We start from the raw sequence: 26537 nt of genomic DNA on the forward strand, positions 1-26537 counted from the left end.
AGCAACAATTCTTGAGGTGTGAATTTCCTGGCTGCTACCCAAGTATGGCGTAACGCGTAGGGTCCTGCCGCCTGCTACGGCCGTTCCATTGAGTGGTGAATTTCACAGGCGTTGCGTGTTCTTTGCGTGCGCAGTAGCTAGGTGATTTATTTCATCTCTTTGTAGCCCTGCAGCGATAGGATCACCGCGTTCCAGGTCGAGTCAGTTCTGTATCATTGAGCGCATACGACTCACGGCCCGCTCACGCCGGCCCTCGATACTGAGGTCATGCCCGAAGGCCCCTCGATCGTCATCCTCAAGGAAGAAGCTGCCGCGTTTGCCGGGCGCAAGGTGTTGCGGGTCTCCGGCAACAGCAAGCTGGACCTGGAGCGGATGCGCAACCGCAAGATCCTGTCGCTGCGCAGTTGGGGCAAGCATTTCCTGATCGAGTTCGATGCGTTCAGTGTGCGCATCCACTTTTTGTTGTTCGGCAGCTATCGGATCAATGCGCGCAAGGACGCGTCGGCGCGCTTGAGTCTGGGCTTCGCCAAGGGCGAGGAGCTGAACTTCTACGCATGTTCGATCAAGTTCATCGACGGCCCGCTGGATGCGGCCTACGACTGGACGGCGGACGTGATGAATCCCGACTGGGATGCGGCGCAGGCGCGGCGCAAGTTGCGGCTGCGGCCGCATACGCTCGCCGCCGATGCCTTGCTGGATCAGGACGTGTTCGCCGGGGTCGGCAACATCATCAAGAACGAGGTGCTGCACCGCATCCGCGTGCATCCGGAGAGCGAAATCGGTGCATTGCCGCCGCGCAAGCTGGGCGAACTGGTGACGCAGGCGCGCGAGTACAGCTTCGATTTCTATCGTTGGAAGAAAGCCTACGAACTGAAGAAGCACTATCAGGTGCACACCAAGACGGTGTGTCCACGCGACGGCCATCTGCTCACCTATCGCAAGCAGCTCGGCAAGGCGCAGCGGCGCGCGTTCTTCTGCGAACATTGCCAGCGGCGGTATGCGTTGTCGGAGGTGCAGACTGAAATGTTCAAGTAGTCCTACTTGCATCAGTAGGTTGGAGAACGCTGGTGCCTGAAGAAACAAGGCATAGGTTGCACCCTCAGCTGTCACAACGTTGATCCCGGCGCTACTGTGGCGGTGACGCTTGCCGCCTCAATGAAAATCCCGGCTGCGGATATCCAGGCCGAGCAGCATGGGGGTCAGGTCTTCCAGATGGGCGGCGATCAGGTGGCGGACCTTGCCTTCGGTCTCGACGCGGCCGCGCACCAGCAGCAGCCGCGCTTCGAGCAGGGCCTGGCGCTGGCGTTCGGCCAGGCGTCGCCACACCACCACGTTGACCAGGCCGTGTTCGTCTTCGAGGGTGACGAAGGTGACGCCGCTGGCGGTCTGCGGGCGTTGGCGCATGGTCACCAGGCCGGCGATGGCGACGGCGCTGGCATGCGGCAACGCGCGTAGTTCGCCGGAATGGCGATAGCGGCGCGCGCGTAGCTGCGCGCGCAGCAGGGTCAGCGGGTGCTTGCCCAGGGTGGTGCCGATCGTCGCGTAGTCGGCGCGAATGTCTTCGCCCAGGCTGGGCAGTGGCAGTGCGACCTGCTGCTCGGGCGTGGCGGCGAGCGCTTCGAACAGGGGGCGCTGCGCTTCGACGCCGGCCACGGCCCAGCGTGCGCGGTGGCGATGGCCGGCCAGCGCTTTCAGCGCGCCGGCGTCGGCGAGCGCGGCGCGGGCCTTGTCGTCGAGCGCGGCGCGGTGGCACAGGTCGGCGAGGTCGTGGAACGGGGCCTGCGCGCGCGCCTGCTGCAGGCGCAGCGCGTCTTCCTCGGCTATGCCGCGGACCAGACACAGGCCCAGGCGGATCGCCGGCTGCACCTGCGGGTCGGGGCTGTACGCTTCCAGGCTGCAGTCCCAACCGCTGTAGCGCACGTCCACCGGCCGCACCTGCAGGCCGTGGCGACGTGCGTCCTGCAGCAACTGGTCGGGGCTGTAGAAGCCCATCGGCCAGCTGTTGATCAGGGCGCAGGTGAAGGCCGCCGGTTCGTGGCACTTGAGCCAGCAACTGGCGTAGGTGAGCAGGGCGAAGCTGGCGGCGTGGCTTTCGGGAAAACCGTAGCTGCCGAAACCCTTGATCTGCTCGAAGATGCGTCCGGCGAATTCGGCGCTGTAGTTCTTCTTCAGCATGCCTTCCAACAGCTTGTCGCGATGCGGTTCCAAGCCGCCGTGGCGTTTCCAGGCCGCCATCGAACGGCGCAGCTGGTCGGCCTGGCCCGGCGTGTAGCCGGCGGCGACTACCGCGAGTTGCATCACCTGTTCCTGGAACAGGGGCACGCCGAGCGTGCGCTTGAACACCTCGCGCAATTCGTCGGGCAGATCATCGGTGGCCTCCTCGCCGCTGCGCCGGCGCAGGTACGGATGCACCATGCCGCCCTGGATCGGCCCGGGGCGCACGATCGCCACCTGGATGACCAGGTCGTAGAACTCTTTAGGCTGCAGCCGCGGCAGCATCGCCATCTGCGCGCGCGATTCGATCTGGAACACGCCGATGGTGTCGGCGCGTTGGATCATCGCGTAGGTCTGCGTGTCTTCGGCAGGGATAGTGGCAAGCGTGTAGTCGCGGCCGCGGTGCGCGCGCAGCAGGTCCAGGGTGCGCCGCAGCGCGCTGAGCATGCCCAGCGCGAGCACGTCGACCTTCATCAGTCCGACCAGCTCCAGGTCGTCCTTGTCCCACTGGATCACCGTGCGCTCGGCCATGGTCGCGTTCTCCACCGGCACCAAGGTGTGCAGCGCATGCTCGGAGATGACGAAGCCGCCGGGGTGCTGCGACAGGTGCCGCGGGAAGCCGATGAGTTGGCTGGCGAGTACCAGCAGCCGGCGCATCACCGGCGTGTCCGGCTCGAAACCGCGCTCGCGCAGCAGCTCCTGCGCCGACTCCACCGGATCGCGCTGGCCCAGCGCGGAAGACAGGGCATCCACGGTGTCGCTGGGCAGACCCAGCGCGCGCGCCACGTCGCGTACCGCGCTGCGCGTGTGGTAGCTGATCGCCACCGCCGCCAGTGCGGCGCGCTCGCGGCCGTAGTGACTGAAGATGTACTGGATCACTTCCTCGCGGCGGTCGTGCTCGAAATCGATGTCGATGTCCGGCCGCTCCTTGCGCTCCTCGGAGATGAAGCGCTCGAACAGCATGCCGATGCGATCCGGATCGATGGCGGTGATGCCTAGCGCGTAGCACACCGCCGAGTTCGCCGCCGAGCCGCGGCCCTGGCACAGGATGTCCTTGGAGCGCGCGAAGCGCACCAGGTCGTAGACGGTGAGGAAATAGGACTCGTACTTCAGCCGCTCGATCACGCCGAGTTCGTGTTCGATCAGGCGCCGCGCCTTGTCCGGCACGCCGTGCGGCCAGCGCTCGGCTGCGCCGCGTTCGGTGAGAATGCGCAGCCATTGCGTGGGCGTGTGCCCGGGCGGCACCAGTTCGTGCGGGTACTCATACTGCAGTTGCTCGAGATTGAAGCTGCAGCGTTGCGCGATGCGTGCCGTCTCGGCCAGCAGCGCCGGTGGATACAGCGCGGCCAGCGTGGCGCGCGGGCGCAGGTGGCGTTCGCCGTTGGGATACAGGTGGGCGCCGGCTTCGTGCAACGGCAGGCGCTGGCGGATCGCGGTCAGGGTGTCCTGCAGGGCGCGGCGGCCGCGTGCGTGCATGTGCACGTCGCCGCTGGCCACGGCCGGTAACTGCAGCGCATGCGCCAATTGCAGGCGCGCCTGCAGCAGCGCGGCATCGTCGGGGCCGCGCAGCAGTTCCACGGCCAGCCACAGCCGCCGCGGGAAGCGTGCCTGCAGCCAGGCGCCGTCCGCCGCGTCGTCACCATCGCCGCGCGGCAGCCACAGACACAGCAGGCCGGCGCCGTCGTCCGTGTTGGCCAGATCCTCGCGCAGCGCACGGTAGCTGCCCTTGTCGGCGCGGCGCCGGGCCAGGGTGATCAGCCGGCACAGCCGCTGGTAGCCGTGCAGGGTCTCGGCCAGCAGTACCAGCTTGGGGCCGTGCTCGAACTGGATCTCGCTGCCGACGATGAGGTGCAAGGCCATGTCCCGGGCCGCCTGCCATGCACGCACGATGCCGGCCAGGCTGCATTCGTCGGTGATCGCCAGCGCGCGGTAGCCGTGGCGCAGCGCGCGTTCGCACAGTTCCCAGGGGTGCGAGGCGCCACGCTGGAAACTGAAGTTGGACAGGCAATGCAGTTCTGCGTAGTCGGGCAGCGTGGGGTCCGCTGGCGCGCATGGCGCGCTGGCGGCGGGTGCGCTGGCTTGCGCAGGCGCAGGCGTCGGCAGCAGCCGCAGGCGCGGCGGCATGCGCGGATGCGGCGGGGTGTGGCTCATGCGAACCAGCCGTGCAGCATCAGCGCATCAGGCGCGTCGGCCGGGGCGAAGGCCCAGGCGCGCTGGCCCTGGCGGGTACGCACGACGTAGTAGTCGCGGCGCACGTCGCCATCGTCCCACCAGCCGCTCTCGATGCGTTCCGGCCCGGCCAGGCGTTCGGGCGCGCGTTCGCGTAGCGGAATTGGCTGCTGCAGCAGCCAGCCAGGCCGTGGCGGTGCAGCAGCGGCGGGCGCGCTGTGCGCGGTGGCGGATTCGGCGCGCCAGGCCAGTTCCGGGCGATGGTCGGCGTGCGCGCGCAGGCCGTGCACGGCGTCGTCGCCCAGGCGCGCGCGCAGGCGTTCGCGCAGTTGCTCCCACGGCAGCGCCTGTTGCGCGCGCTCGTCGAACAGTTCGCGCGCAGCCGGCACGAATGGCGGCAGTTCGTCGGCGCACAGGCGCAGCGCCTGCACCGGCGCCGGCACGCTGGCCTGCTGCAGGCGCCCGCGCGCCAGTTCGAACAGCATCGCCGCATCGCGCTCGGCGGCAAGCAGGCCCACCGGCACCACGCTGGGCTCCAGGTCCTCGTGTTCCAGCAGCAGGCGGAAGCGTTGCACGCCGCCATCGCGCCCGGCCAGGAACGCGGCCAGGTCCTGGGTCAGGCGGCGCAGCGGGAACAGCAGCGCCTGGTTGGATTCGGTGATATAGCCCAGTTCCACGCGCGCATCGAAACGGTCCGGCGGCAGGTAGTACTGCAACGGCAGCGGCGCCTGCCCGCGCAACGCATCCAGGTGCTGCAGCAGGGCCGGCGGATAGCGCCGCGCCAGCGCGGTGCGCGGCAGTGCGAACAGCTGCTGCAGGCGGCGCAGGCCCATCCGCGCGAAGCCGTCGGCCAGGGCCGGCGACAGCCCGGCGCGGGCGATCGGCAACTGCCCCAACGCGCGCTGCAGCGCGGCGTTGTCGAGCAGGGCGATGCCGTCGTGCGCATTGACCAGCGCCCGCGCGGCCAGCGGGTGTGGCGCGACCGCGATGCGGTGGCGGAAGCCCAGCGCGGTCAGTTCCTCGCGCAGCCGCGCCTCGAAGCGCGGCCAGGGACCGAACAGGCCGAGGCTGGCCTCGATCTCCAGCAGCAGCGCGCCCGGGTAGTCGGTGCTGACCAGCGAACTGAAGCGGTACGCCCAGGCGGCCAGGAACTGCTGGCTGCGGCGGCTTTCTTCGGCATCGTGCAAGGCGGTGGCGAAGCGGTCGCACAGCGCCTGCGCGGTGACCAGCGATTGCCCGGGGCGCAGGCCGCGGGCGCGCGCGGCGGCGTTGACCGCCTTCAGCGTGCGCCGCTGCGGCGGGCCGTCGAGCAGCGCCAGCGGTTCGTCCGGCGACGGCCAGCGGCGCAGGACGGTGTCCAGCGCCAGTTGCGGCAACAGGATGCAGGCCCAGCGCATGCCCGCGGCCTCACCCGCTCGCCAGAGCGGACAGGGCGAGCGGCTGCGCTGGCGGCAGCCCGCCGCGGCACTTGAGCACGCGCAGTTGCGCCGGCGCGGCGTCGATGGCGATGCGCAGCGCAGCCGGCGACGGATTGGCGGCGGCTTTCAGCGGCCGGTAGGCGAAGCCCAGGGTGCGCCCGCTCTCGGCCGCCACCTGCAGCCGGCGCAGGGTCTTGTCGCCGGCCAGCCCGGGCCAGCACAGCACTGCCGCGCAACTGCCCGAGCGCAGGCATTGTTCGGCGGCCCAGGCTGCGTCGGCACCGGCGCGGACGATCTGCAACTGCGCCAGCGCCACCCCGGCCTGCGCCCAGGCGGCGGGGTAGGGCAGGTACGGCGGATCGACCAGCACGATGCGGCCGCCGCCCTGCGACAGCCGCGCCAGCGTCGGCCACAGCACCTGCAACTCGCCGATGCCGTCGGCGGCGTGCAGCAGCTCGGTCAGCGCCATCTCCGGCCAGCCGCGCGCGGGCAGCACCGCGTCCAGCGCGGCGTGCCCGGTGGGCTGTGCGCTGGGCGGCAGCGCCGTCGGCTGGCCGCGCCAGACCCGGCGCTCGGCCAGCAGGCGGTCGAGGGCGACGACGGCGGCCATCAGCCGGGCCGGATCAGGCCGCAGTAATGCCCTTCGATGGCGAAGTCCTGCCCAGGGCCGACCACGATCGGCGCATAGGCGGGATTGCGCGGCAGCAGCGCGATGCTGTCGCCATCGGCGCGGTAGCGCTTGATGGTGAGTTCGCCGTCCAGCCGCGCCACCACGATCTGGCCGTTGCGCGCGTCGGCGGCGCGGCGCACACCGACCAGGTCGCCGTCGAGGATGCCGTCGTCAATCATCGAGTCGCCCTGCACCCGCAGCAGGTAGTCCGGACGCAGCGCGAACACCGCGCGGTCCAGGCGCAACTGCTGGTCCAGGCCGATGTCGGCGCCGATCGGCGCGCCGGCGGCGACCCGACCCAGCACCGGCAACTGCAGCAGTTCGCTGCGGTGGCCGGCCTGCGCCGGGCGCAGGCTGCGCGCCTGCTGCGGCACCTGCGCCAGCAGCCCGGCCTCGACCAGTGCCTGCACGTGCTTGCGCGCGGCATTGCGCGAGGCGAAGCCGAAACGTTCGGCGATCTCGGCCAGGCTCGGCGGCCGCCCCTCCTGCTCGATGCAGGCGTGGACGTAGGCGAGGATGGCGGCCCGCTGCGGGGATAGGGTGGTCATGGTGTACATTTGTACACCGAGGGCGCGCCCTTGGCGAGATGGGGCGCTGAATGCGTTCGGCGTGTCCCGGCGTCGTCAGCCCCGCCCGGCGCCATCCTCCGGCATCGCGCCGGTATAGCGCGCCCGTGGCCGGATCAGCTTGCCCAGGGCCTGCTGTTCCAGAGCGTGGGCCAGCCAGCCGGCCTGGCGGGCGGCGGCGAACAGCACCAGGGCGTGCGCGGCCGGCAGGTCGTGGACGAAGCAGAGCGCGGCCAGCAGGCAGTCGATGTTCGGGCGCTGGCCGCTGCAGTCCTGGGCGGCGGCGATCACCGCGTCCACGTGCTGCATGCGCGCGCTGCCGCCGCTGCGTTCGCGCAGCAGGCGCAGCACTTCGGCCGCGCGCGGATCGCCGTCGGGATACAGGGCGTGGTGGAAGCCGGGCAGGTCGTCGCCGCGCTGCCAGCGTTCGGCGATCAGGGCGGCGGCGCTGGGCGCGTCCTGGGCGTCGCGCAGCAGGGCGTGGGCGCGGGCGGTGGCGCCGCCGTGGCGCGGGCCGGACAGCGCGGCCAGGCCGGCGCTGACGGTGGCGTGCAGCGGCGCGCCGGTGGAGGCGACCACGCGGGCGGCGAAGGCGGAGACGTTGAGTTCGTGGTCGGCGCACAGCAGCAGCACGGCGCGCACCAGTTCGGCGAAGTCGGCGTCGCCGGGACGCCAGTGGTCGGCGATCAGGCGATGCAGCGGACGCGCGTCCGGCGCGCTGCCGACCAGCAGCGCGGCGTTCTGCCGCAGCAGGGTGGCGGCGATTTCGCGGCGCACGCCGGGGGCGGCGTTGAGCGACTGGCGCAGGTCCAGGGCCAGCAGCGGGATGCAGGCCATGGCGCGTTCCAGCGGCGGCAGCGCCGCATGCCTGGCCAATGGCGCCAGCACCGCCGGCCACGGCGCGACCGGCGCGCTGGCGAACGGGTCTTCGCCGTCGGGGCAGTCCCACAACAGTCGCGCGACGTCCTCCAGGCTGGCGCCGGCGCGCACCATGGCCACCGCCGAGCGTCCGCGGTAGTAGGGGCCGTCGGGGCGGATCAGCGAGATCCGCGTCTCCAGCACCGGCAGGCCGCGGTCCAGGCTCTGCGCGGCGCCACGTGCGGCGCCGCGACCGGCGCGCTTGCGCTGCGCCAGCCGCTCCACTTCGGCGCGCAGGTAGGCGCGGCTGCGGTGGTCGGGACCGGCGCGCGAACTCAGCAGGCCGCGGCTGACGTAGGCGTACAGGGTGGCGCTGCTGATGCCGAGCAGGGCGCAGGCCTGTGCGGCGGAGATCAGGTTGTGGTCGGTGGCGTCGGACATGAAGGGACGATAGGTTGATTCATTGAATCAAGATTGATCCGTGCCAGCGAGAGTGCCAGATTGGCGCCCATCGCGGAACGCCCGGCGGGGCGCGCCGCCTCTTCGTCAGGAGCCGCCCATGTCCCTCGTTTCCCCCGGCGCCGGTTTCCGCGCCGCCCTGGTCGCCGAAGCGCCGTTGCAGGTGATCGGTGCGATCAACGCCAACCATGCCCTGCTGGCGCAGCGTGCCGGTTACAAGGCCATCTACCTGTCCGGCGGCGGCGTCGCCGCCGGCTCGCTGGGCCTGCCGGACCTGGGCATCAACACCCTGGACGACGTGCTGATCGACGTGCGCCGCATCACCGACGTGTGCCAGCTGCCGCTGCTGGTGGACATCGACACCGGCTTCGGGCCGAGCGCGTTCAACATCGAGCGCACCATCAAGGCGCTGATCAAGGCCGGCGCGGCCGCCTGCCACATCGAGGACCAGGTCGGCGCCAAGCGCTGCGGCCACCGCCCGGGCAAGGAGATCGTCAGCCAGGGCGAGATGGTCGACCGGGTCAAGGCCGCGGCCGATGCCAGGACCGATCCGGACTTCTTCCTGATCGCGCGCACCGACGCGATCCAGGTGGATGGCGTGGACGCGGCGATCGAACGCGCCATCGCCTGCGTGGAGGCCGGCGCCGACGGCATCTTCGCCGAGGCCGCCTACGACCTGGACACCTACCGCCGTTTCGTCGACGCAGTGAAGGCGCCGGTGCTGGCCAACATCACCGAGTTCGGCAAGACGCCGCTGTTCACCCGCGACGAACTGGCCGCGGCCGGCGTGGCGATCCAGTTGTTCCCGCTGTCCGCGTTCCGCGCCGCCAACAAGGCCGCCGAGGACGTGTACACCGCGATCCGCCGCGACGGTCACCAGCAGGCGGTGCTGGAGCGCATGCAGACCCGCGAGGAGCTGTACGAGCGCATCGGCTACCACGCCTTCGAGCAGCGCCTGGATGCGTTGTTCGCCGGCAAGGGCGCATGATCGGCGGCGATCTTCCTGCCCGAGCCTGCCCATGAATACCCACGCCAGCGCTGCGGCGTTCCTGCGCAGCCGCATCGATCGCCGCCAGACCGCGCGGCATCTGTTGCAGACCGAACTGGACAAGCTGTCCGAGGCCGAACGCGAGGTGGTGGAACGCTTCATCGCCAAGCGCCACGTGGCCCGCGACATCGTCACGCAGGCCGACCGCGATCGCTCGCTGGGCGAGCGCGTGGCCGATCGCGTCGCTGCGATCGGTGGCAGCTGGACGTTCATCATCGGCTTCTGCGTGGTGCTGCTGGGCTGGATCGTGCTCAACAGCCTGCTGCTGGCGCACGCCTTCGATCCGTATCCCTACATCCTGCTCAACCTGTGCCTGTCGTGCCTGGCGGCGATCCAGGCGCCGGTGATCATGATGAGCCAGAACCGCCAGGCGGCGGTGGACCGCCTGCACGCGCAGAACGACTACGAAGTGAACATCAAGGCCGAGCTGGAGATCCTGCAGGTGCACGAGAAGCTCAACCAACTGCGCGAGCAGGACTGGGCGACGCTGGTGGAACTGCAGAACCGCCAGATCCTCATGCTGCAGCAACTGCTCGAGCGCGCCGGGGTCTCGCCGCCGCCGCAACCGCAGGCCCCCTGATCCACTGCACTCATCCGACCGCAACACCGGGAGATTCGCCATGAACGACAGCACCGCTCCGCAGACCGCCCCCGGCTTCAAGCCGAAGAAATCGGTGGCCCTGTCCGGCACCGCCGCCGGCAACACCGCGCTGTGCACGGTGGGCCGCAGCGGCAACGACCTGCACTACCGCGGCTACGACATCCTGGACCTGGCGCGCAGCAGCCAGTTCGAGGAGATCGCTTACCTGCTGGTGCACGGCAAGCTGCCCAGCAACAGCGAGCTGCGTGGCTACAAGGCCAAGCTGCGCTCGCTGCGCGGCATCCCGGCCGCGGTCAAGGCCGCGCTGGAGCAGTTGCCGCCGTCGGCGCATCCGATGGACGTGATGCGCACCGGCGTGTCGGTGCTGGGCTGCGTGCAGCCGGAGAAGGACGATCACAACCATCCCGGCGCGCGCGACATCGCCGACAAGCTGATGGCCAGCCTCGGCTCGATGCTGCTGTACTGGTACCACTACAGCCACAACGGCCGGCGCATCGAGGTGGAGACCGACGACGATTCGATCGGCGGGCACTTCCTGCGCCTGCTGCACGGCTTCAAGCCGCACGAGGAATGGGTGCAGGCGATGCACACCAGCCTGATCCTGTACGCCGAGCACGAGTTCAACGCCTCCACCTTCGCCTGCCGGGTGATCGCCGGCACCGGCAGCGACATGTACAGCGCCATCGCCGGCGGCATCGGCGCGCTGCGCGGGCCCAAGCACGGCGGCGCCAACGAGGTCGCCTTCGAGGTGCAGAAGCGCTACGACACGCCGGACGAGGCCGAGGCCGACATCCGCGCGCGGGTCGAGCGCAAGGAAGTCATCATCGGCTTCGGCCACCCGGTGTATACGGTGTCGGACCCGCGCAACCAGGTCATCAAGGACGTGGCGCGCGAACTGTCCGAGGCGCAGGGCAGCCGCAAGATGTACGACATCGCCGAGCGCCTGGAGACGGTGATGTGGGACATCAAGAAGATGTTCCCCAACCTGGACTGGTTCAGCGCGGTCAGCTACCACATGATGGGCGTGCCGACGGCGATGTTCACCCCGCTGTTCGTCATCGCCCGCACCGCCGGCTGGAGCGCGCACATCATCGAGCAGCGCGTCGACGGCAAGATCATCCGCCCCAGCGCGAATTACACGGGTCCGGAGGATCAGGCGTTCGTGCCGATCGATCAGCGCAAGTGATGCAGCCAAAAAATCGTCTACCCCGAGTGACACTCCCCTCTCCCGCCGGGAGATGGGTCGGGGGTGAGGGTACGGGCGCCAGGGACGTCTGCGATGGAAGTGCTTTCTTCCAGACAACTTCCTAGCGCCCGTACCCTCATCCGCCCTCATGAGGAATCTGGTTGCACGAGGCTTCGCCCGTACCCTCATCCGCCCCTTCGGGGCACCTTCTCCCGGTGGGAGAAGGGGATCCTGTCTTCGCTTTTTTTCTACTGTAGCCAGCCATGAACAGCCACTACCGCCTTCCCTTGCCCGGCACCGCGCTGGACTACTTCGACGCGCAGGCCGCAGTCGATGCGATCAGCCCGGGCGCCTATGCCGGCTTGCCCTATGTCTCGCGGGTGTTCGCCGAGAACCTGGTGCGTCGCTGCGATCCGGACCTGCTGCACGAGGCCTTGCTGCAGTTGATCGAGCGCCGCCGCGACCTGGATTTCCCGTGGTTTCCGGCGCGGGTGGTGTGCCACGACATCCTCGGCCAGACCGCGCTGGTGGACCTGGCCGGGCTGCGCGATGCCATCGCCGAGCAGGGCGGCGACCCGGCCAAGGTCAATCCGGTGGTGCCGGTGCAGTTGATCGTCGACCACTCGCTGGCGGTGGAATGCGGCGGCGACGATCCGCAGGCCTTCGCCAAGAACCGCGCGATCGAGGATCGCCGCAACGAGGACCGCTTCCACTTCATCGACTGGAGCAAGCGCGCGTTCCGCAACGTGGACGTGATCCCGCCAGGCAACGGCATCATGCATCAGATCAATCTGGAGAAGATGTCGCCGGTGATCTACGTGCACGACGGCGTCGCCTTCCCCGATACCTGCGTGGGCACCGACAGCCACACCCCGCACGTGGACGCGCTGGGGGTGATCGCGATCGGCGTCGGCGGGCTGGAGGCGGAGAGCGTGATGCTCGGCCGTGCCTCGTGGATGCGCCTGCCGGACATCGTCGGCGTCGAACTGAGCGGCCGGCCGCAGCCCGGCATCACCGCCACCGATGTGGTGCTGGCGCTGACCGAATTCCTGCGCCAGGAGCGCGTGGTCGGCGCGTACCTGGAATTCTTCGGCGAAGGCGCCGCAGCGCTGACCATCGGCGACCGCGCCACCATCTCCAACATGTGCCCGGAATACGGCGCCACCGCCGCGATGTTCTACATCGACCAGCAGACTCTCGACTACCTGCGCCTGACCGGGCGCGAGGAAGCGCAGGTGGCGCTGGTGGAACAGTACGCGCGCACCACCGGGCTGTGGGCCGATGCGCTGGCCACCGCGCAGTACGAGCGCGTGCTGCGCTTCGACCTGTCGCAGGTGGTGCGGAACATGGCCGGCCCCAGCAATCCGCACAAGCGCGTGGCGACCACCGAGCTGGCCGCGCGCGGCATCGCCGACGCCAGCAAGCTGGCCGCCGGCCAAGCCGAGCAGGCGCAGGGGCGCATGCCCGACGGTGCGGTGATCATCGCCGCCATCACCAGCTGTACCAACACCTCCAACCCGCGCAACGTCATCGCCGCCGGCCTGCTGGCGCGCAATGCGCGCGCGCGCGGCCTGGTCCGCAAGCCGTGGGTGAAGACCTCGCTGGCGCCGGGATCCAAGGCGGTGCAGCTGTACCTGGAAGAGGCGGGCCTGCTGCCGGACCTGGAGGCGCTGGGCTTCGGCATCGTCGCCTTCGCCTGCACCACCTGCAACGGTATGAGCGGCGCACTGGATCCGCGCATCCAGCAGGAGATCGTGGGGCGCGACCTGTACGCCACCGCGGTGCTGTCGGGCAACCGCAATTTTGACGGGCGCATCCATCCCTACGCCAAGCAGGCGTTCCTGGCCTCGCCGCCGCTGGTGATCGCCTATGCCATCGCCGGCACGGTGCGCTTCGACATCGAGAAGGACGTGCTGGGCACCGATGCCGACGGGCGCGAGGTGCGGCTGAAGGACATCTGGCCCAGCGACGCCGAGATCGATGCGGCGGTGCGCGCCGCGGTGAAGCCGGAGCAGTTCCGCCAGGTCTACGCGCCGATGTTCAACGTGCGCGTGGAGCAGGGGACGCCGGTGACGCCGCTGTACGCCTGGCGCCCGCGTAGCACCTACATCCGCCGCCCGCCGTACTGGGAAGGCGCGTTGGCCGGCGAACGCACGCTGCGCGGCATGCGCGCGCTGGCGGTGCTCGGCGACAACATCACCACCGACCACCTGTCGCCCTCCAACGCGATCCTGGCCGACAGCGCCGCCGGCGAATACCTGGCGCACATGGGCGTTCCGGAAGAGGACTTCAATTCCTACGCCACCCATCGCGGCGACCACCTGACCGCGCAGCGCGCCACCTTCGCCAACCCCAAGCTCATCAACGAAATGGCGGTGCTCGACGGCAAGGTGCAGCAGGGCTCGCTGACCCGGCTGGAACCGGACGGGCAGGTGCTGCGCATGTGGGAGGCGATCGAGACCTACATGGCGCGCAAGCAGCCGCTGATCGTGATCGCCGGTGCCGACTACGGCCAGGGTTCCTCGCGCGACTGGGCGGCCAAGGGCGTGCGCCTGGCCGGGGTCGAGGCGATCGTCGCCGAGGGCTTCGAGCGCATCCACCGCACCAACCTGATCGGCATGGGCGTGCTGCCGCTGCAGTTCCTGCCGGGCACCACGCGCACGACCCTGGGCATCGACGGCAGCGAGACCTTCGACGTGGTCGGCGCGCGCACCCCGGGTGCCACGCTGACGCTGCGCATCGTGCGCAAGGACGGCGCTGCGGTGGAGGTGCCGGTGCTGTGCCGGCTGGACAGCAACGAGGAAGTGTCCATCTACGAAGCCGGCGGCGTGTTGCAGCGCTTCGCCCAGGACTTCCTCGAGGACGCCCGCAGCGCCTGAGCCGGCTGCCGCTGTCATCGGGCACGTGCCATGCTGGCCGCGCCCGCCACCGCCGCGGAAACCGCCATGAGCACATCCGCCACCACCACCGGGACCGTCCAGTTGCACCGCGTGCTGCGCGCGCCGGCCGAGCGCGTCTACCGCGCCTTCCTGGAACCGGCGGCGCTGGCCAAATGGCTGCCGCCGCACGGCTTCGTCGCCACCGTGCATGCGCTGGACGCGCGGGTGGGCGGCAGCTTCCGGATGAGTTTCACCAACCTCGGCACCGGCACCAGCAGTGCCTTCGGCGGTACCTACCTGGAACTGGTGCCCGGCCAGCTGATCCGCCACACCGACCGCTTCGACAACCCGGACCTGCCCGGCGAGATGATCGTGACCGTGAGGCTGCGGCCGGTGGCCTGCGGCACCGCGCTGGAGATCGTGCAGGAGGGCATCCCGCCGCAGATCCCGGTGGAGTTCTGCCATCTCGGCTGGCAGGAGTCGCTGACCTTGCTGACGCAACTGGTCGAGCCCGAGATCCCCGATTCGCCCTGATCCGTCGTCTCTTTTTTCTTACGCACCTGGAACCGCCATGGCCCACGCTCCGCAACTCCGCATCCCCGCCACCTACATGCGCGGCGGCACCTCCAAGGGCGTGTTCTTCCGCCTGCAGGACCTGCCTGCGGCGGCGCAGACGCCGGGCCCGGCGCGCGATGCGCTGCTGCAGCGGGTGATCGGCAGCCCCGATCCCTACGCCAAGCAGATCGACGGCATGGGCGGGGCCACGTCCAGCACCAGCAAGACCGTGATCGTGGCGCCGAGTACGCGCCCCGACCACGACGTGGACTATCTGTTCGGCCAGGTGGCGATCGAGCGCGCGTTCGTGGACTGGAGCGGCAACTGCGGCAACCTGTCGGCCGCGGTGGGGCCGTTCGCGATCGCCGCCGGGCTGGTGGATCCGGCGCGGATTCCGCGCGACGGCCTTGCTACGGTGCGTATCTGGCAGGCCAACATCGGCAAGACCATCGTCGCGCAGGTGCCGATGAGCGACGGCGCGGTGCAGGAGACCGGCGATTTCGAGCTGGACGGGGTGACCTTCCCGGCGGCGGAGATCGCGCTGGAATTCCTCGACCCGGCCGCCGACGAGGACGGCGCCGGCGGCACCATGTTCCCCACCGGCAACCTGGTCGACACGCTGGAGGTGCCGGGTGTCGGCAGCTTCCAGGCGACCCTGATCAACGCCGGCATCCCTACCATCTTCCTCGAGGCCCAGGCGCTGGGCTATCGCGGCACCGAGTTGCAGGACGCGATCAACGGCGATGCGCAGGCGCTGCAGCGCTTCGAGACGATCCGCGCGTACGGCGCACTGCGGATGGGCCTGATCGCCACGCTGGACGATGCTGCGACGCGCCAGCACACGCCCAAGGTCGCCTTCGTCGCGCCGCCGGCCGACTACACCGCCTCCAGCGGCAAGCCGGTGGCGGCCGCCGACATCGACCTGCTGGTGCGGGCGATGTCGATGGGCAAGCTGCACCACGCGATGATGGGCACCGCGGCGGTGGCGATCGGCACCGCCGCGGCGATTCCCGGCACCCTGGTCAACCGCGCCGCCGGCGGCGGCGGACGCACCGCGGTGCGCTTCGGCCACCCCTCGGGCACCTTGCGGGTCGGCGCCGAGGCGCGCCAGGTGGACGGCCAGTGGACCGTCACCAAGGCCTTGATGAGCCGCAGCGCGCGGGTGCTGATGGAAGGCTGGGTGCGCGTGCCGGAGACGCCGGCGGGTTGAGCCGCCGGCCGGCTGGGCCGGGCGGCAGCGAGTGCGGCCCCAAGCGTCCAGAGGACGGAGGTGGTGCCGCTTCGCTCGTCGCGGCTGAAGCCGCTCCTACAGATGGATACAGGTGGGGGCACTTCGCCAGCCTGATGCGTCATGCGCAGGGGAGGCAAGCCCTGTGGGAGGGGCTTCAGTCCCGACGCGATGACAGACGGGTGCCGCGATGCGAGGGAGGGAAGTCGGCCGGGCTGTCAGGTGTGGCCTAGCGACAGCCTGCTGTGACAAATCCCGACTCCCCAATCCCAAATCCCGGCCTCCCCAGGTGACGCCGGCCGCCGCAGGATGTATATTTTGTGTTAATTATGCTGCGGCGCGGCAAGGACTCGGCGCGCTCCCGATTACGCCCACCCATCCCGGAGTTCCCATGTCTGCCAGTTGGTCGCTGCGCGCCAGTGCGCTTGCCGTTGCCGTCGTTTCCGCGCTTTCGTTCCCCGCCGCCGCCCAGCAGGCGGACAGCACCGACGGGGTCGCCCGTCTGGATACGATCAAAGTCACCGCCGAGCGCCGCGCCGAGGACTCCAAGGACGTGCCGGTGTCGGCCAGCGTGCTGCGCCCGGAGTACCTGGACGCCATCGCCACCAGCGGCTCGGACGTGCGTGTGCTGGCCGGCAAGGCGCCCAGCCTCAATGTCGAGTCGTCCAACGGCCGCGTGTTCCCGCGCTTCTACATCCGCGGCTACGGCAACACCGACTTCAACACCTACGCCTCGCAGCCGGTGTCGCTGATCTATGACGACGTGGTCGCCGAGAACGCGTTCCTGAAGGGCTTCCCGATCTTCGATCTGCAGAGCCTGGAAGTGCTGCGCGGTCCCCAGGGCACGCTGTTCGGCCGCAACACCCCCGCCGGCGTGGTCAAGTTCAACTCGGTCAAGCCGACCATCGGCGCCAACGACGGCTACGCCAGTCTGTCCTACGGCACCTACGGCACCATGACCATGGAAACCGGCCTGAGCGTGGCCATGGGCGACAAGTGGGCCGCGCGCCTTTCGGCGCTGGGCCAGCGCCGCGGCGACTGGGTCGACAACACCGTCGACAACCGCTCCTTCGAAGGCTACATGGACTCGGCGGTGCGCCTGCAGGTGCTGTTCCAGCCGGGCGAGGACTTCAGCGCGCTGTTCAACGCGCACGCGCGCCACCTCGACGGCACCGCGCGGCTGTTCCGCGCCAACATCTTCCAGCCGGGCACCAACCAGTTGGTCGCCGGCTTCGATCCGGACAAGGTCTCCATCGACGGCAAGAACACCCAGGAACTGCAGACCTACGGCGGCAGCGCCAACCTGACCTGGGACCTGGGCGACATCGTGCTGCACTCGATCACCGGCTACGAGGGCATCGGCAAGTACTACAGCCGCGGCGACATCGACGGCGGCTACGGCGCGGTGTTCGCGCCGCCGTCGGGCCCCGGGGTGATCCCGTTCCCGGTGGAGACCGCCGGCGGCATCAAGAATCTGGACCAGTACTCGCAGGAGCTGCGCGCCGAGTCGCAGTACGCCGGTCCGCTGAACTGGCAGGCCGGCCTGTACTACTTCCACGATTCGGTGGAAGGCGAGAACTACACCTACAACACCCTGGCCGGCGGCACCCTGTCCAGCTACCAGCTGACCCGTCAGCGCAACACCTCGTGGGCGGCGTTCGGCTCGCTCAACTACGCGGCCACCGAGCGCCTGAACCTGCGCGCCGGCATCCGCTACACCTACGACAAGAAGATCTTCGACGTCCTCCAACTGGACCGCGTGACCCTGCAGCAGCCCTCCAGCGGCAGCACCGACAACTCCAAGGTCACCGGCGACCTCAGCGCCACCTACACGATCAACGACAACGTCAACGTTTACGGGCGTGCCGCCCGCGGCTTCCGCGGCGCCAGCTTCGGCGTGCCGTCGGCCACCGCGCCGCTGACCGTGGCCGCGCCGGAGACCGTGGATTCGTTCGAGGTCGGCATCAAGTCCGACCTGTTCGACAAGCGCGCGCGCCTGAGCTTCGACGTCTACGACTTCAAGGTGAAGAACCAACAGCTGACCGCGGTCGGCGGTGCCTCCAACGACGTGCGCCTGCTCAACGCCAAGGCCTCCAAGGCGCGCGGTGCCGAGTTCGATTTCGAAGCGCTGTTGACCCAGAACCTGCGCATGACCCTGGGTGGCGCCTACAACTGGACCCGCATCGAGGACTCGACCCTGTCGGTGGGCGTGTGCCGCACCTGCACCGTGACCGATCCGGTCAATGCCTCCGGTCGCGCGCTGATCGACGGCAACGTGCTGCCGCAGGCGGCCAAGTGGATGGGCAACGCGACCCTGCGTTACGGCATCCCGGTCGGCGACGACGCCGAGTTCTTCTTCTTCACCGACTGGTCCTACCGCAGCGAGATCAACTTCTTCCTGTATGACTCGCGCGAGTTCGTCGGCCAGCCGCTGCTCGAGGGCGGTGCCAAGATCGGCTACAACTGGGGCGCCGGCGCGTACGAGGTCTCGGTGTTCTGCCGCAACTGCACCAACCAGATCCGCGCCACCGGTGCGATCGACTTCAACAACCTCACCGGCTTCATCAACGATCCGCGCATCGTCGGCGCGCAGTTCCGCGCCAACTTCTGATCCGCGGCCTCGCCGTTGCACGACCGACCGCCGGCTATCATGCCGGCGGTTCTTTTTTGGGAGACGCACATGCGCGTTCTGAAGCAATGGGCGGCGTCGGCACTGCTGATCGCGGCCGTGTGGGTCGCCGATGCGGCGGCGGCTCCGGCGCTTGCAGCGACCGCGCCGATGCAGAAGGTGGTGGTGTCCACCGACATCGGCGACGACATCGACGACGCGTTTGCGCTGGGGCTGCTGCTGCGCAGCCCGGAGCTGCAGGTGCTGGGCATCGCCTCGGCCTGGGGCGACACCGGCCTGCGCGCGCAACTGCTGCAGCGACTGTTGCAGCAGGCCGGCCGGAGTGACATCCCGCTGGCGATCGGGCAGCGCACCGACAGCGCGATTCCCTTCAGCCAGGCACGCTGGGCGGCGAAGGGCCGCCTGCCTGCGGCGGCGCCGGACGCGGCCGATTTCATCCTGGCGCAGGCGCGGCGCCATCCCGGCGAAGTCACCCTGCTGGTGCTCGGCCCGCTGACCGACGCAGCGCGCGCGCAGCAGCGCGATCCGGCCGGCTTCGCCCAGCTCAAGCAGGTGGTGCTGATGGGCGGTTCGGTGCGCGTGGGCTACGGCAAGTCGCGCTACCGCCCGCCGAATCCGCCGGCGGCCGAGTACAACATCGCCGCCGACATCCCTGCCGCGCAGCGCGTGTTCGCCGCCGGCGTGCCGATCGTGATGCTGCCGCTGGATGCCACCCAGGTGACCCTGGAGGAGCCGGAGCGGGTGGCGCTGTTCGCCCATGGCGAGCCGCTGACCGACGCGCTGGCGCAGCTCTACTACCAGTGGCGCGACACCGACCAGCCCTGGGCCAGCGCCACCCCGACCCTGTTCGATGTGGTGCCGGTAGCGCAGTTGCTCGATCCGGGCCTGTGCCCCACCGTGCCGCTGCGCATCGTGGTCGACGACAAGGGCTATACCCGTGAGGCGCCGGCGGCGGACGCGCCGGGCGCTGCGGCCAACGCCCAGGTGTGCCTGGCGCTGGACCGGCCGCGGCTGATCGCGCTGTACATGCAGCGGCTGCTGCGCTGAGGCCGGTGCGCGCACACGTGGCGGTGCAGGGGCGGCTCGCCATGAGGCCATCGCAGCGCCCCTGGGCGACGTGTTAGTCGCGACAAGCGTGATCCGTCACGCTGCAGTTGGGACTGAAGTCCCTCCCACATGAGCCTTGCGCCGTGAGTGCTGTCGGCAGGGCCATCGGATTGGCTTTCTTGTGGGAGGGACTTCAGTCCCGACGCGTGAAGCTATCGGCGCATCCATTGCCGTCGCGTCGGGACCGACGTCCCTCCCACATGATCTCGAGGCGAGGGCGCACGGGTACTCATTCAGGGGGTAGGAGCGGCTTCAGCCGCGACGGGCTTTCCCGTGAATGCCTGTCGCGGCTGAAGCCGCTCCTACGAGATCCACGCGGCGGTCGCTGGTGCCGTTGCGGGTGGGACTTCCGCGCCGACGGCGACGTCCGCGGAAAACGCCGACGGATGGCGCACCTTCGCCCCTCCAGCCATCGCGCTGGCGCTTTATACTCGCGCCACATTCATGGAGCGAACGCATGCACACGGATTCGAAGCGGCGCTGGGCGGGCCTGCGCGCGGGGTTGATGGGGACGTTTCTGCTGCTGGGCCTGGCGTTGGCGCTGGGCGGCTGCAAGCGCAATGAATCCGGGCAGTTGCCCGAGGCCAGCGGCGAGCCGGTGAAGGGGCAGAAGGAAGCGATGAAGGGCTTCGGCCTGGTCCGCGCCTATCCCGACCAGAAGGGCGACGGGCTGTCGCTGGCGCTGGAGTTCTCGCGGCCGCTGGTCGGCACGCAGGATTTCGACAAGCTGCTGCGCTTCGAGGAGAAGGTCGGCACCGACGAGAGCGCCTGGTCGCTGTCCGACGACGGCAAGACCCTGCGCTATCCCTACGTGGAGGCGGCCAAGGACTACACCGTGGTGATCTCGGCCGACCTGCTGGCCGCCGACGGCAGCCGCCTGGGCAAGCCGCTCAAGCAGAAGGTCTACACCGGCGAACTGACCCCGGCGGTCGGCTTCGCCTCGCAGGTCAGCGTGCTGCCGGCGCGCGAGAGCCGTGGCCTGCCGGTGGTCTCGCTCAACGTGCCGGAAGTGGACGTGGAGTTCATGCGGGTCAAGGACGGCGCGCTGCCGACGTTCTTTGCCCAGTACCAGCGCGGCGGCCGACGCGGCACCTGGGAGCTGGACAGCGACTACGGCGACCACACCCCGATCTCGCAGATGGCCGATTCGGTCTACACCAACCGCTTCGTGCTCGGCGGCGACAAGAACGAGCGCGCGCTGACCTACCTGCCGATCCAGGAGATCAAGGAGCTGCAGGCGCCGGGCCTGTACTTCGCGGTGCTGCGCCGCCCCGGCAAGTTCGACAACGAGTACGACACCGCCTTCTTCACCGTCAGCGACATCGGCCTGCACGCGCGCGCCTATAAGGACAAGCTGTTCGTCCACACCGCCTCGCTGCAGAGCGGCGAGCCGCTGAAGAAGGTGGAATTGCGCGTGCTCAGCGCCGACGGCGAGCTGTTCCTGAAGGGACAGACGGACGACAACGGCAACGCGCTGCTGAACTACACGCTCGACGCCGGCCAGGTGCTGGTGGCGCGCAGCGGCACCGACCTGTCGATGCTGCCGTTCAACCAGCCGGCGCTGGACCTGAGCGAGTTCGCCGTGGCCGGGCGCGAGAACGCCTGGTTCGACGTGTTCGCCTGGTCTGGTCGCGACCTGTACCGCCCCGGCGAGACCGTGCGGGTGTCGGCGCTGCTGCGCGACAACGACGGCAAGCCCGTGCCGACCACCGGCAAGGGCGCGCAGCCGGTGTTCCTGCGGCTCAAGCAGCCCGACGGCAAGATCTTCCGCGAGACCCGGCTGCAGCCGGGCGACCAGGGCTATTTCAGCTTCGAGCAGCTGATCCCCGCCGATGCCCCGACCGGACGCTGGCAGGTGGAGTTCCGCACCGACCCGACCAGCAAGGAAGCGGTGCAGGGCATGACCCTGCGCATCGAGGAATTCCTGCCCGAGCGGATGAAGCTGGACCTGGACAGCGCGCAGAAGACGCTCAAGCCGGGCGAGCCGTTCAAGCTGCAGGCCACCGCCGCCTACCTGTACGGCGCGCCGGCCGCGGGCAACCGCTTCACCGCCAAGCTGGCGGTGGCGGTCGAGCAGCACCCGGTGGAGGCGCTGCCGGGCTACTTCTTCGGCGACCCGACCCTGCAGTTGCCACGCGAAGCCAAGGACGTGGTCGATACCGAGTTCGGCGCCGACGGCAAGCTCAGCGAAGACCTGGCGCTGCCCGACGAGGCCAAGCCGACCAGCACCATCGCCGCGCTGGTCTCGGCCAGCGTGTACGAGACCGGCGGCCGCACCGTCACCCGCACGCTCAAGCGCGTGCTGTGGCCGGCGCCGGCGCTGGTCGGCGTGCGCCCGCTGTTCGACGACAAGGACGGTGCCGACGCCAACGCCAACGCGCGCTTCGAACTGATGCGGGTGGACGCGCAGGGCAAGCCGCAGCCGGCCAAGGGCCTGAAGGTGACCCTGGTGCGCGAGCTGCGCGACTACCACTGGGCATTCACCGACAACCGCTGGGACTACGACTTCACCCGCCGCTTCGAGAACAAGCAGACGCTCACCGTCGATGCCGGCGCCAGCGCCGCCAAGTTCGATTTCCCGGTGGAGTGGGGCGAGTACCGGGTGGACGTGTTCGACCCGGCGACCGGCCTGACCACGCGCTATCCGTTCCATGCCGGCTGGAGCTGGAACGACGAGAACCGCGGCCTCGATGCGCGCCCGGACAAGGTCAAGCTGGCGCTGGACAAGACCGGCTACAAGGCCGGCGACACGCTCAAGGTCACCCTGACCCCGCCGCATGCCGGCCCCGGCCTGCTGATGGTCGAGAGCGACCGCATGCTGTACGTGCAGGACATCGACGTGAAGCCGGGCAGCAGCTTCGAGATCCCGGTGACCAAGGACTGGGAGCGCCACGACGTCTACGTCACCGCGCTGGTGTTCCGCGGCGGTTCGGCGCCGAGCAAGATCACCCCGGCGCGCGCGGTCGGCGTGGCCTACGTGCCGATGGACCGCAAGGCCCGGCGCGTGGCGGTGGGCCTGGTCGCGCCCAAGCAGATGCGCCCGGAGCAGCCGCTGCCGGTGACGGTGAGCGTGCCGGAACTGGCCGGCAAGCAGGCGCACGTGACCATCTCCGCGGTGGACGTGGGCATCCTCAACATCACCCGCTTCCCGGTGCCGGACGCCAACGCGCAGTTCTTCGCGCAGCGGCGCCTGGGCGTGGACGCCTACGACATCTACGGCCGGGTCATCGAGAGCTTCGAGGGCGGCACCGGCAAGCTGCGCTTCGGTGGCGACATGGCGCTGGCGGCGTTGCCGCAGGCCAAGCGCCCGACCGCGCGCGTGCAGACCGTGGACCTGTTCTCCGGCCCGGTGCAGCTCGACGCCAAGGGCAACGCCCGCGTGCAACTGCCGGTGCCGGACTTCAACGGCACCCTGCGTGTGTCGGCGCTGGTCTATTCGGACGAGCGTTACGGCAACCGCGACGTGGAGACGCTGGTGCGCGCGCCGATCGTGGCCGAGGCCAGCATGCCGCGGGTGATGGCGCCGGGCGACCGCAGCACCGTGACCCTGGACGTGCAGAACTTCACCGGCCAGCCGGGCGAGTTCAAGGTGCGCGTGGAGGGCGAAGGCCCGCTGGCGATCGCCGACAACGCGCGCAGCGCCAAGCTGGGCAAGGACGGCAAGGCCACGCTGAGCTTCCCGCTGGTGGCGCAGGAGGGCTACGCCGTGGCCAAGGTGCGGGTGCGCGTGGAAGGCAATGGCTATGCCGCCGACCGCCGCTACGACCTGCCGGTGCGCGCGGCGTGGCCGTCGGTGCTGCGCACGCAGACCCGCGTGCTCGACCAACTGGCACCGGTGACGCTAGGCGCCAGCGATGCCGAGGGCCTGATGGCCGGCTCGGTCAACGCGCGCATGCTGGTCAGCGCCTTGCCGCCGATCCCGTTCGCCAGTGCCCTGCAGGGCGCGCTGCAGTACCCCTACGGCTGCGCCGAGCAGACCACCAGCAAGGGCTACGCCGCGCTGCTGCTCGACGACGCCACCGCGCGCCTGCTCGGGGTCAAGGGCCTGGATGCGGCCACGCGCCGCGCGCGCATGGAAGGCGCGTTCGGGCGCCTGGCCTCGATGCAGGTGTCCAGCGGCCACTTCTCGATGTGGGGCGACGACGGCTACGTCAATCCGGGGCTGACCCCGTACATCGCCGAGTTCCTGCTCGATGCCAAGGACGCCGGTTTCGCAGTCCCCGACAACGTGCTGCAGAAGGCGTTGAACCGGCTCAGCGAGGACCTGCTGTCCGGCGGCAACAACTTCTACGGCCAGGACCGCCGCGAGAACCTGAAGTTCGCCAACCAGGCCTGGTCCGGCTACGTGCTGGCGCGGGTCAACCGTGCGCCGCTGGGCACGCTGCGTGCGCTGTACGACAACGACCGCGGCAAGGCGCTGACCGGCCTGTCGCTGGTGCACCTGGGCGTGGCGCTGTCGCTGCAGGGCGACAAGAAGCGCGGCGAGGCGGCGATCGCCGCCGGTTTCGCCAAGGACAGCGCCGACCGGCCGCGCTACTTCGGCGACTACGGCAGCGTGGTCCGCGACGACGCGCTGATGGTCGCGCTGCTGCACGAGCGCGGCCTCGCCAAGCCCGAGTACGACGCACGGGTGGTGGCGCTGGGCCGCGAACTGGATGCGCGCCGCCGTGGTGGCTGGCTGTGGTTGAGCACGCAGGAGCAGGTGGCGCTGGCGCGCATGGGCAAGGCGCTGCTCAACAGCCAGACCGCGCAGGTATCCGGGCAGTTGAGCATCGGCGACAGCAGCGAAACGATCGCCCCGGCCAAGGCTTTTGGTCGCCAGTTCGACGAGGCCGAGCTGGCGCGCGGCGTGCACTTCGTGCCACAGGGCCAGCCGCCGCTGTACGCCAGCCTGGAAATCGCCGGCGTGCCGCGCACCCCGCCGGTGGCCGACGACAGCACGCTGAAGGTGGAGCGCAGCTTCTACGGCACCGACGGCAAGCCGTGGACGCCGCAGCCGCTGAAGGAGGGCGAGGCGCTGATCGTGCGCGTGACCATCACCTCCGACACCAGCATGCCCGACGCGCTGCTGACCGACCTGCTGCCGGCCGGCCTGGAGATCGAGAACTTCAACCTGGGCGACGCCAAGCAGTGGGCCGACGTGGTGGTGGACGGCATCGAGATCAGCGACCGCTCCAACGCCGCCGACGTCAAGCACGAGGAGTTCCGCGACGACCGCTACGTGGCCGCGCTGAGCCTGTCGGCGGGCAGCAAGGCGCAAGTGTTCTACCTGGTGCGCGCGGTGACCCCGGGCACCTATACGGTGCCGCCGTCGCTGGTCGAGGACATGTACCGTCCCGACCTGCGCGGGGTGGGCCGCAGCAACCCCGGCACGATCAACGTCGTGCAGCCCTGATCGAAACTTCCCTCTCCCCACGGAAGAGGGGTCGGGGGTGAGGGTACGGCCGCCAGAGATGCGCCAAAGACCGCTGCACCAAACTCCCCTCTCCCCCGGGTAAGGCGACCAGAGACCGCCGTACCCATCGCGCCGCACACGTTTCCCATGCTCCGCAGCACCCAAGACAGGACCCGCAGGGTCTTGTCGTCGTTTGGGCCAGCGCAAAGTCGCCGCTGCGTTGGCTCTCGAATGGGATTGCGGCCGCCGCTGATGGGAGGCCGACTTACCATCGCAATCTTCCGCTGTCTATTAATGCACGTTTTTGCATGATTATGCATGTTCGTCTAAGCTGCCCCGGCATTCGATCACCAGGGTCCCCGCATGCCGTCCGCCTCGCCTCCAGCTTCCGCGCCAGCCCCAACGCCCACCGTCTCCCGCGCCGTCGCCGCCACCTGCGGCATGTTCCTGCTGTCGGGCATGGCCATGGCCGCCTGGGCGCCGATGGTTCCCTATGTCAAGGCGCGCTTCGCCCTGGACGACGCGCGGCTGGGCATGGTGTTGCTGGCTTTCGGCGCCGGCTCGGTGCTGGCGATGCCGCTGGGCGGGTTGCTCAGCCACCGCCTGGGCGCCCGCAAGGTCATCGTGATCAGCGCCCTTGCGCTGTGCCTGGCGCTGCCGGCATTGGCGCTTGCCCCCAGCGTGCCGCTGCTGGTGGCGGCGCTGCTGTACTTCAGTGCGGCGCTGGGCGCACTCGACGTGTCGATGAATGCGCATGCAGTGGAAGTGGAGCGGCGCCTGCAGAAGGCGGCGATGTCCGGCTTCCACGGCGTGTTCAGCGTCGGCGGGCTGATCGGTGCGGCCGGCATGAGCGCCTTGCTCGGCGCCGGGCTGCCGCTGCTGGCCGGCGCCGTCCTGGTCGCCGTGCTGCTGCTGGGCGTGCTGCTGTGGCAGCGCGGCGGCTTGCTGCGCCACGCGACGTCGACCAGCGAAGCAGTGCCGATGCGGCTGCCGCGCGGCCCGGTGCTGCTGCTGGGCGCGCTGTGCTTCGTCTGCCTGCTGGCCGAGGGCGCCATGCTCGACTGGAGCGCGGTATTGCTGCGCGAGCATCACGGCCTGGCGCCGAGCGTGGCGGGCCTGGGCTATGCCGCGTTCTCGGTGGCGATGGCGCTGGGCCGGCTCGGCGGCGACCGTCTGGTGGCGTGGCTGGGGCCGGTGCGCACCGTCGCCTTCGGCGCGGTGCTGGCCGCCGCAGGCCTGTTCCTGGCCAGCACCGGCACGGCGGCGGGCAGCGGCCTGCTCGGCTGCGTGCTGGTCGGCCTGGGCGCCTCCAATCTAGTGCCGGTGATGTTCGGCGCCGCCGGGCGCATGCCCGGCACTTCGCCCGCCCTGGCGCTGGCGACCTTGACCACGCTCGGGTATACCGGCCTGCTCGCCGGGCCGGCGCTGATCGGGTTCCTGGCCCACGCCATCGGCCTGCCGCTGGCGCTGGCGGCGGTGGCGGCGCTGCTGTTGCTGGTCGCCGCCGCTGCGCGCTTGGTGCGTCGTTGATCCTCACTTTCGTCTGCTGGAGCCT

16 protein-coding genes are annotated in these 26537 nt (G+C 69.8%); 11 read left to right on the top strand and 5 right to left on the bottom strand.

What is annotated here, in order from left to right; all coding sequences use genetic code 11:
- The first annotated feature begins 267 nt into the window (after positions 1-267).
- Positions 268-1035, top strand: coding sequence for a DNA-formamidopyrimidine glycosylase family protein (locus ACP93_RS07935; protein ID WP_048490162.1), 768 nt, complete (start codon positions 268-270; stop codon positions 1033-1035).
- 117 nt (positions 1036-1152) lie between these two features.
- On the opposite strand, the gene ACP93_RS07940 is transcribed toward ACP93_RS07935, so the two are convergent.
- The 5 genes from ACP93_RS07940 to ACP93_RS07960 form a co-directional block, all read right to left on the bottom strand.
- Positions 1153-4365 (bottom strand): error-prone DNA polymerase, encoded by a 3213-nt coding sequence (locus ACP93_RS07940; RefSeq protein ID WP_048490163.1) that lies wholly within the window; start codon positions 4363-4365, stop codon positions 1153-1155.
- Positions 4362-5780: a Y-family DNA polymerase gene (locus ACP93_RS07945; RefSeq protein WP_048490164.1), complete on the bottom strand. Its 1419-nt coding sequence runs from the start codon at positions 5778-5780 to the stop codon at positions 4362-4364. Before ACP93_RS07945 ends, ACP93_RS07940 begins: the two co-directional genes overlap by 4 nt.
- 10 nt (positions 5781-5790) lie before the next feature.
- A complete protein-coding gene (gene imuA, locus ACP93_RS07950; RefSeq protein ID WP_048490165.1) occupies positions 5791-6411 on the bottom strand; it encodes a translesion DNA synthesis-associated protein ImuA in 621 nt (206 codons plus the stop codon).
- Entirely contained in the window at positions 6411-7019 is a 609-nt protein-coding gene (gene lexA / locus ACP93_RS07955; RefSeq protein ID WP_048490203.1) for a transcriptional repressor LexA, read from the bottom strand. The genes imuA and lexA overlap by 1 nt, the downstream gene beginning before the upstream one ends.
- Before the next feature lie 75 nt (positions 7020-7094).
- The gene (locus tag ACP93_RS07960; protein ID WP_048490166.1) at positions 7095-8336 is read right to left on the bottom strand and encodes a citrate synthase family protein; all 1242 of its coding nucleotides are present in this window, start codon (positions 8334-8336) and stop codon (positions 7095-7097) included.
- 118 nt (positions 8337-8454) lie between these two features.
- On the opposite strand from ACP93_RS07960, the gene prpB reads away from it, so the two are divergent.
- The 10 genes from prpB to ACP93_RS08010 all read left to right on the top strand — a co-directional run bounded on the left by prpB (position 8455) and on the right by ACP93_RS08010 (position 26512).
- Positions 8455-9342, top strand: coding sequence for a methylisocitrate lyase (gene prpB, locus ACP93_RS07965; RefSeq protein ID WP_048490167.1), 888 nt, complete (start codon positions 8455-8457; stop codon positions 9340-9342).
- Positions 9343-9373: 31 nt separating this feature from the next.
- A complete protein-coding gene (locus tag ACP93_RS07970) occupies positions 9374-9982 on the top strand; it encodes a DUF1003 domain-containing protein (protein ID WP_048490168.1) in 609 nt (202 codons plus the stop codon).
- 40 nt (positions 9983-10022) lie between these two features.
- A complete protein-coding gene (prpC, locus tag ACP93_RS07975; protein ID WP_048490169.1) occupies positions 10023-11189 on the top strand; it encodes a bifunctional 2-methylcitrate synthase/citrate synthase in 1167 nt (388 codons plus the stop codon).
- Between the two features lie 263 nt (positions 11190-11452).
- Complete coding sequence (acnD, locus tag ACP93_RS07980) at positions 11453-14068, top strand: Fe/S-dependent 2-methylisocitrate dehydratase AcnD (RefSeq protein ID WP_048490170.1); 2616 nt, start codon at positions 11453-11455, stop codon at positions 14066-14068.
- A gap of 30 nt (positions 14069-14098) precedes the next feature.
- Entirely contained in the window at positions 14099-14602 is a 504-nt protein-coding gene (locus ACP93_RS07985; RefSeq protein ID WP_048490171.1) for an SRPBCC family protein, read from the top strand.
- 37 nt (positions 14603-14639) lie between these two features.
- Positions 14640-15833 (top strand): 2-methylaconitate cis-trans isomerase PrpF, encoded by a 1194-nt coding sequence (prpF, locus tag ACP93_RS07990; RefSeq protein ID WP_048490172.1) that lies wholly within the window; start codon positions 14640-14642, stop codon positions 15831-15833.
- A gap of 409 nt (positions 15834-16242) precedes the next feature.
- Positions 16243-18462: a TonB-dependent receptor gene (locus tag ACP93_RS07995; protein WP_048490173.1), complete on the top strand. Its 2220-nt coding sequence runs from the start codon at positions 16243-16245 to the stop codon at positions 18460-18462.
- A 69-nt stretch (positions 18463-18531) separates the two neighbouring features.
- Positions 18532-19527 (top strand): nucleoside hydrolase, encoded by a 996-nt coding sequence (locus ACP93_RS08000; RefSeq protein ID WP_048490174.1) that lies wholly within the window; start codon positions 18532-18534, stop codon positions 19525-19527.
- A gap of 565 nt (positions 19528-20092) precedes the next feature.
- A complete protein-coding gene (locus ACP93_RS08005) occupies positions 20093-24982 on the top strand; it encodes an alpha-2-macroglobulin family protein (protein ID WP_204243656.1) in 4890 nt (1629 codons plus the stop codon).
- 441 nt (positions 24983-25423) lie between these two features.
- Positions 25424-26512 (top strand): MFS transporter, encoded by a 1089-nt coding sequence (locus ACP93_RS08010; RefSeq protein WP_228135975.1) that lies wholly within the window; start codon positions 25424-25426, stop codon positions 26510-26512.
- Positions 26513-26537 lie beyond the last annotated feature (25 nt).

The sequence above is a fragment of the Xanthomonas sp. NCPPB 1128 genome (assembly GCF_001043115.1).
GTDB lineage: Bacteria > Pseudomonadota > Gammaproteobacteria > Xanthomonadales > Xanthomonadaceae > Xanthomonas_A.

Coding starts and splice junctions, on each gene's coding strand:
- ACP93_RS08010 (WP_228135975.1), top strand. CDS start 25,424: ATGTTCCTGCTGTCGGGCATGGCCATGGCCGCCTGGGCGCCGATGGTT.
- prpC (WP_048490169.1), top strand. CDS start 10,023: ATGAACGACAGCACCGCTCCGCAGACCGCCCCCGGCTTCAAGCCGAAG.
- ACP93_RS08005 (WP_204243656.1), top strand. CDS start 20,093: ATGGGGACGTTTCTGCTGCTGGGCCTGGCGTTGGCGCTGGGCGGCTGC.
- ACP93_RS07995 (WP_048490173.1), top strand. CDS start 16,243: ATGTCTGCCAGTTGGTCGCTGCGCGCCAGTGCGCTTGCCGTTGCCGTC.
- ACP93_RS07945 (WP_048490164.1), bottom strand. CDS start 5,780: ATGCGCTGGGCCTGCATCCTGTTGCCGCAACTGGCGCTGGACACCGTC.
- prpB (WP_048490167.1), top strand. CDS start 8,455: ATGTCCCTCGTTTCCCCCGGCGCCGGTTTCCGCGCCGCCCTGGTCGCC.
- ACP93_RS07985 (WP_048490171.1), top strand. CDS start 14,099: ATGCTGGCCGCGCCCGCCACCGCCGCGGAAACCGCCATGAGCACATCC.
- ACP93_RS07970 (WP_048490168.1), top strand. CDS start 9,374: ATGAATACCCACGCCAGCGCTGCGGCGTTCCTGCGCAGCCGCATCGAT.
- ACP93_RS07940 (WP_048490163.1), bottom strand. CDS start 4,365: ATGAGCCACACCCCGCCGCATCCGCGCATGCCGCCGCGCCTGCGGCTG.
- ACP93_RS07935 (WP_048490162.1), top strand. CDS start 268: ATGCCCGAAGGCCCCTCGATCGTCATCCTCAAGGAAGAAGCTGCCGCG.
- prpF (WP_048490172.1), top strand. CDS start 14,640: ATGGCCCACGCTCCGCAACTCCGCATCCCCGCCACCTACATGCGCGGC.
- lexA (WP_048490203.1), bottom strand. CDS start 7,019: ATGACCACCCTATCCCCGCAGCGGGCCGCCATCCTCGCCTACGTCCAC.
- ACP93_RS08000 (WP_048490174.1), top strand. CDS start 18,532: ATGCGCGTTCTGAAGCAATGGGCGGCGTCGGCACTGCTGATCGCGGCC.
- imuA (WP_048490165.1), bottom strand. CDS start 6,411: ATGGCCGCCGTCGTCGCCCTCGACCGCCTGCTGGCCGAGCGCCGGGTC.
- acnD (WP_048490170.1), top strand. CDS start 11,453: ATGAACAGCCACTACCGCCTTCCCTTGCCCGGCACCGCGCTGGACTAC.
- ACP93_RS07960 (WP_048490166.1), bottom strand. CDS start 8,336: ATGTCCGACGCCACCGACCACAACCTGATCTCCGCCGCACAGGCCTGC.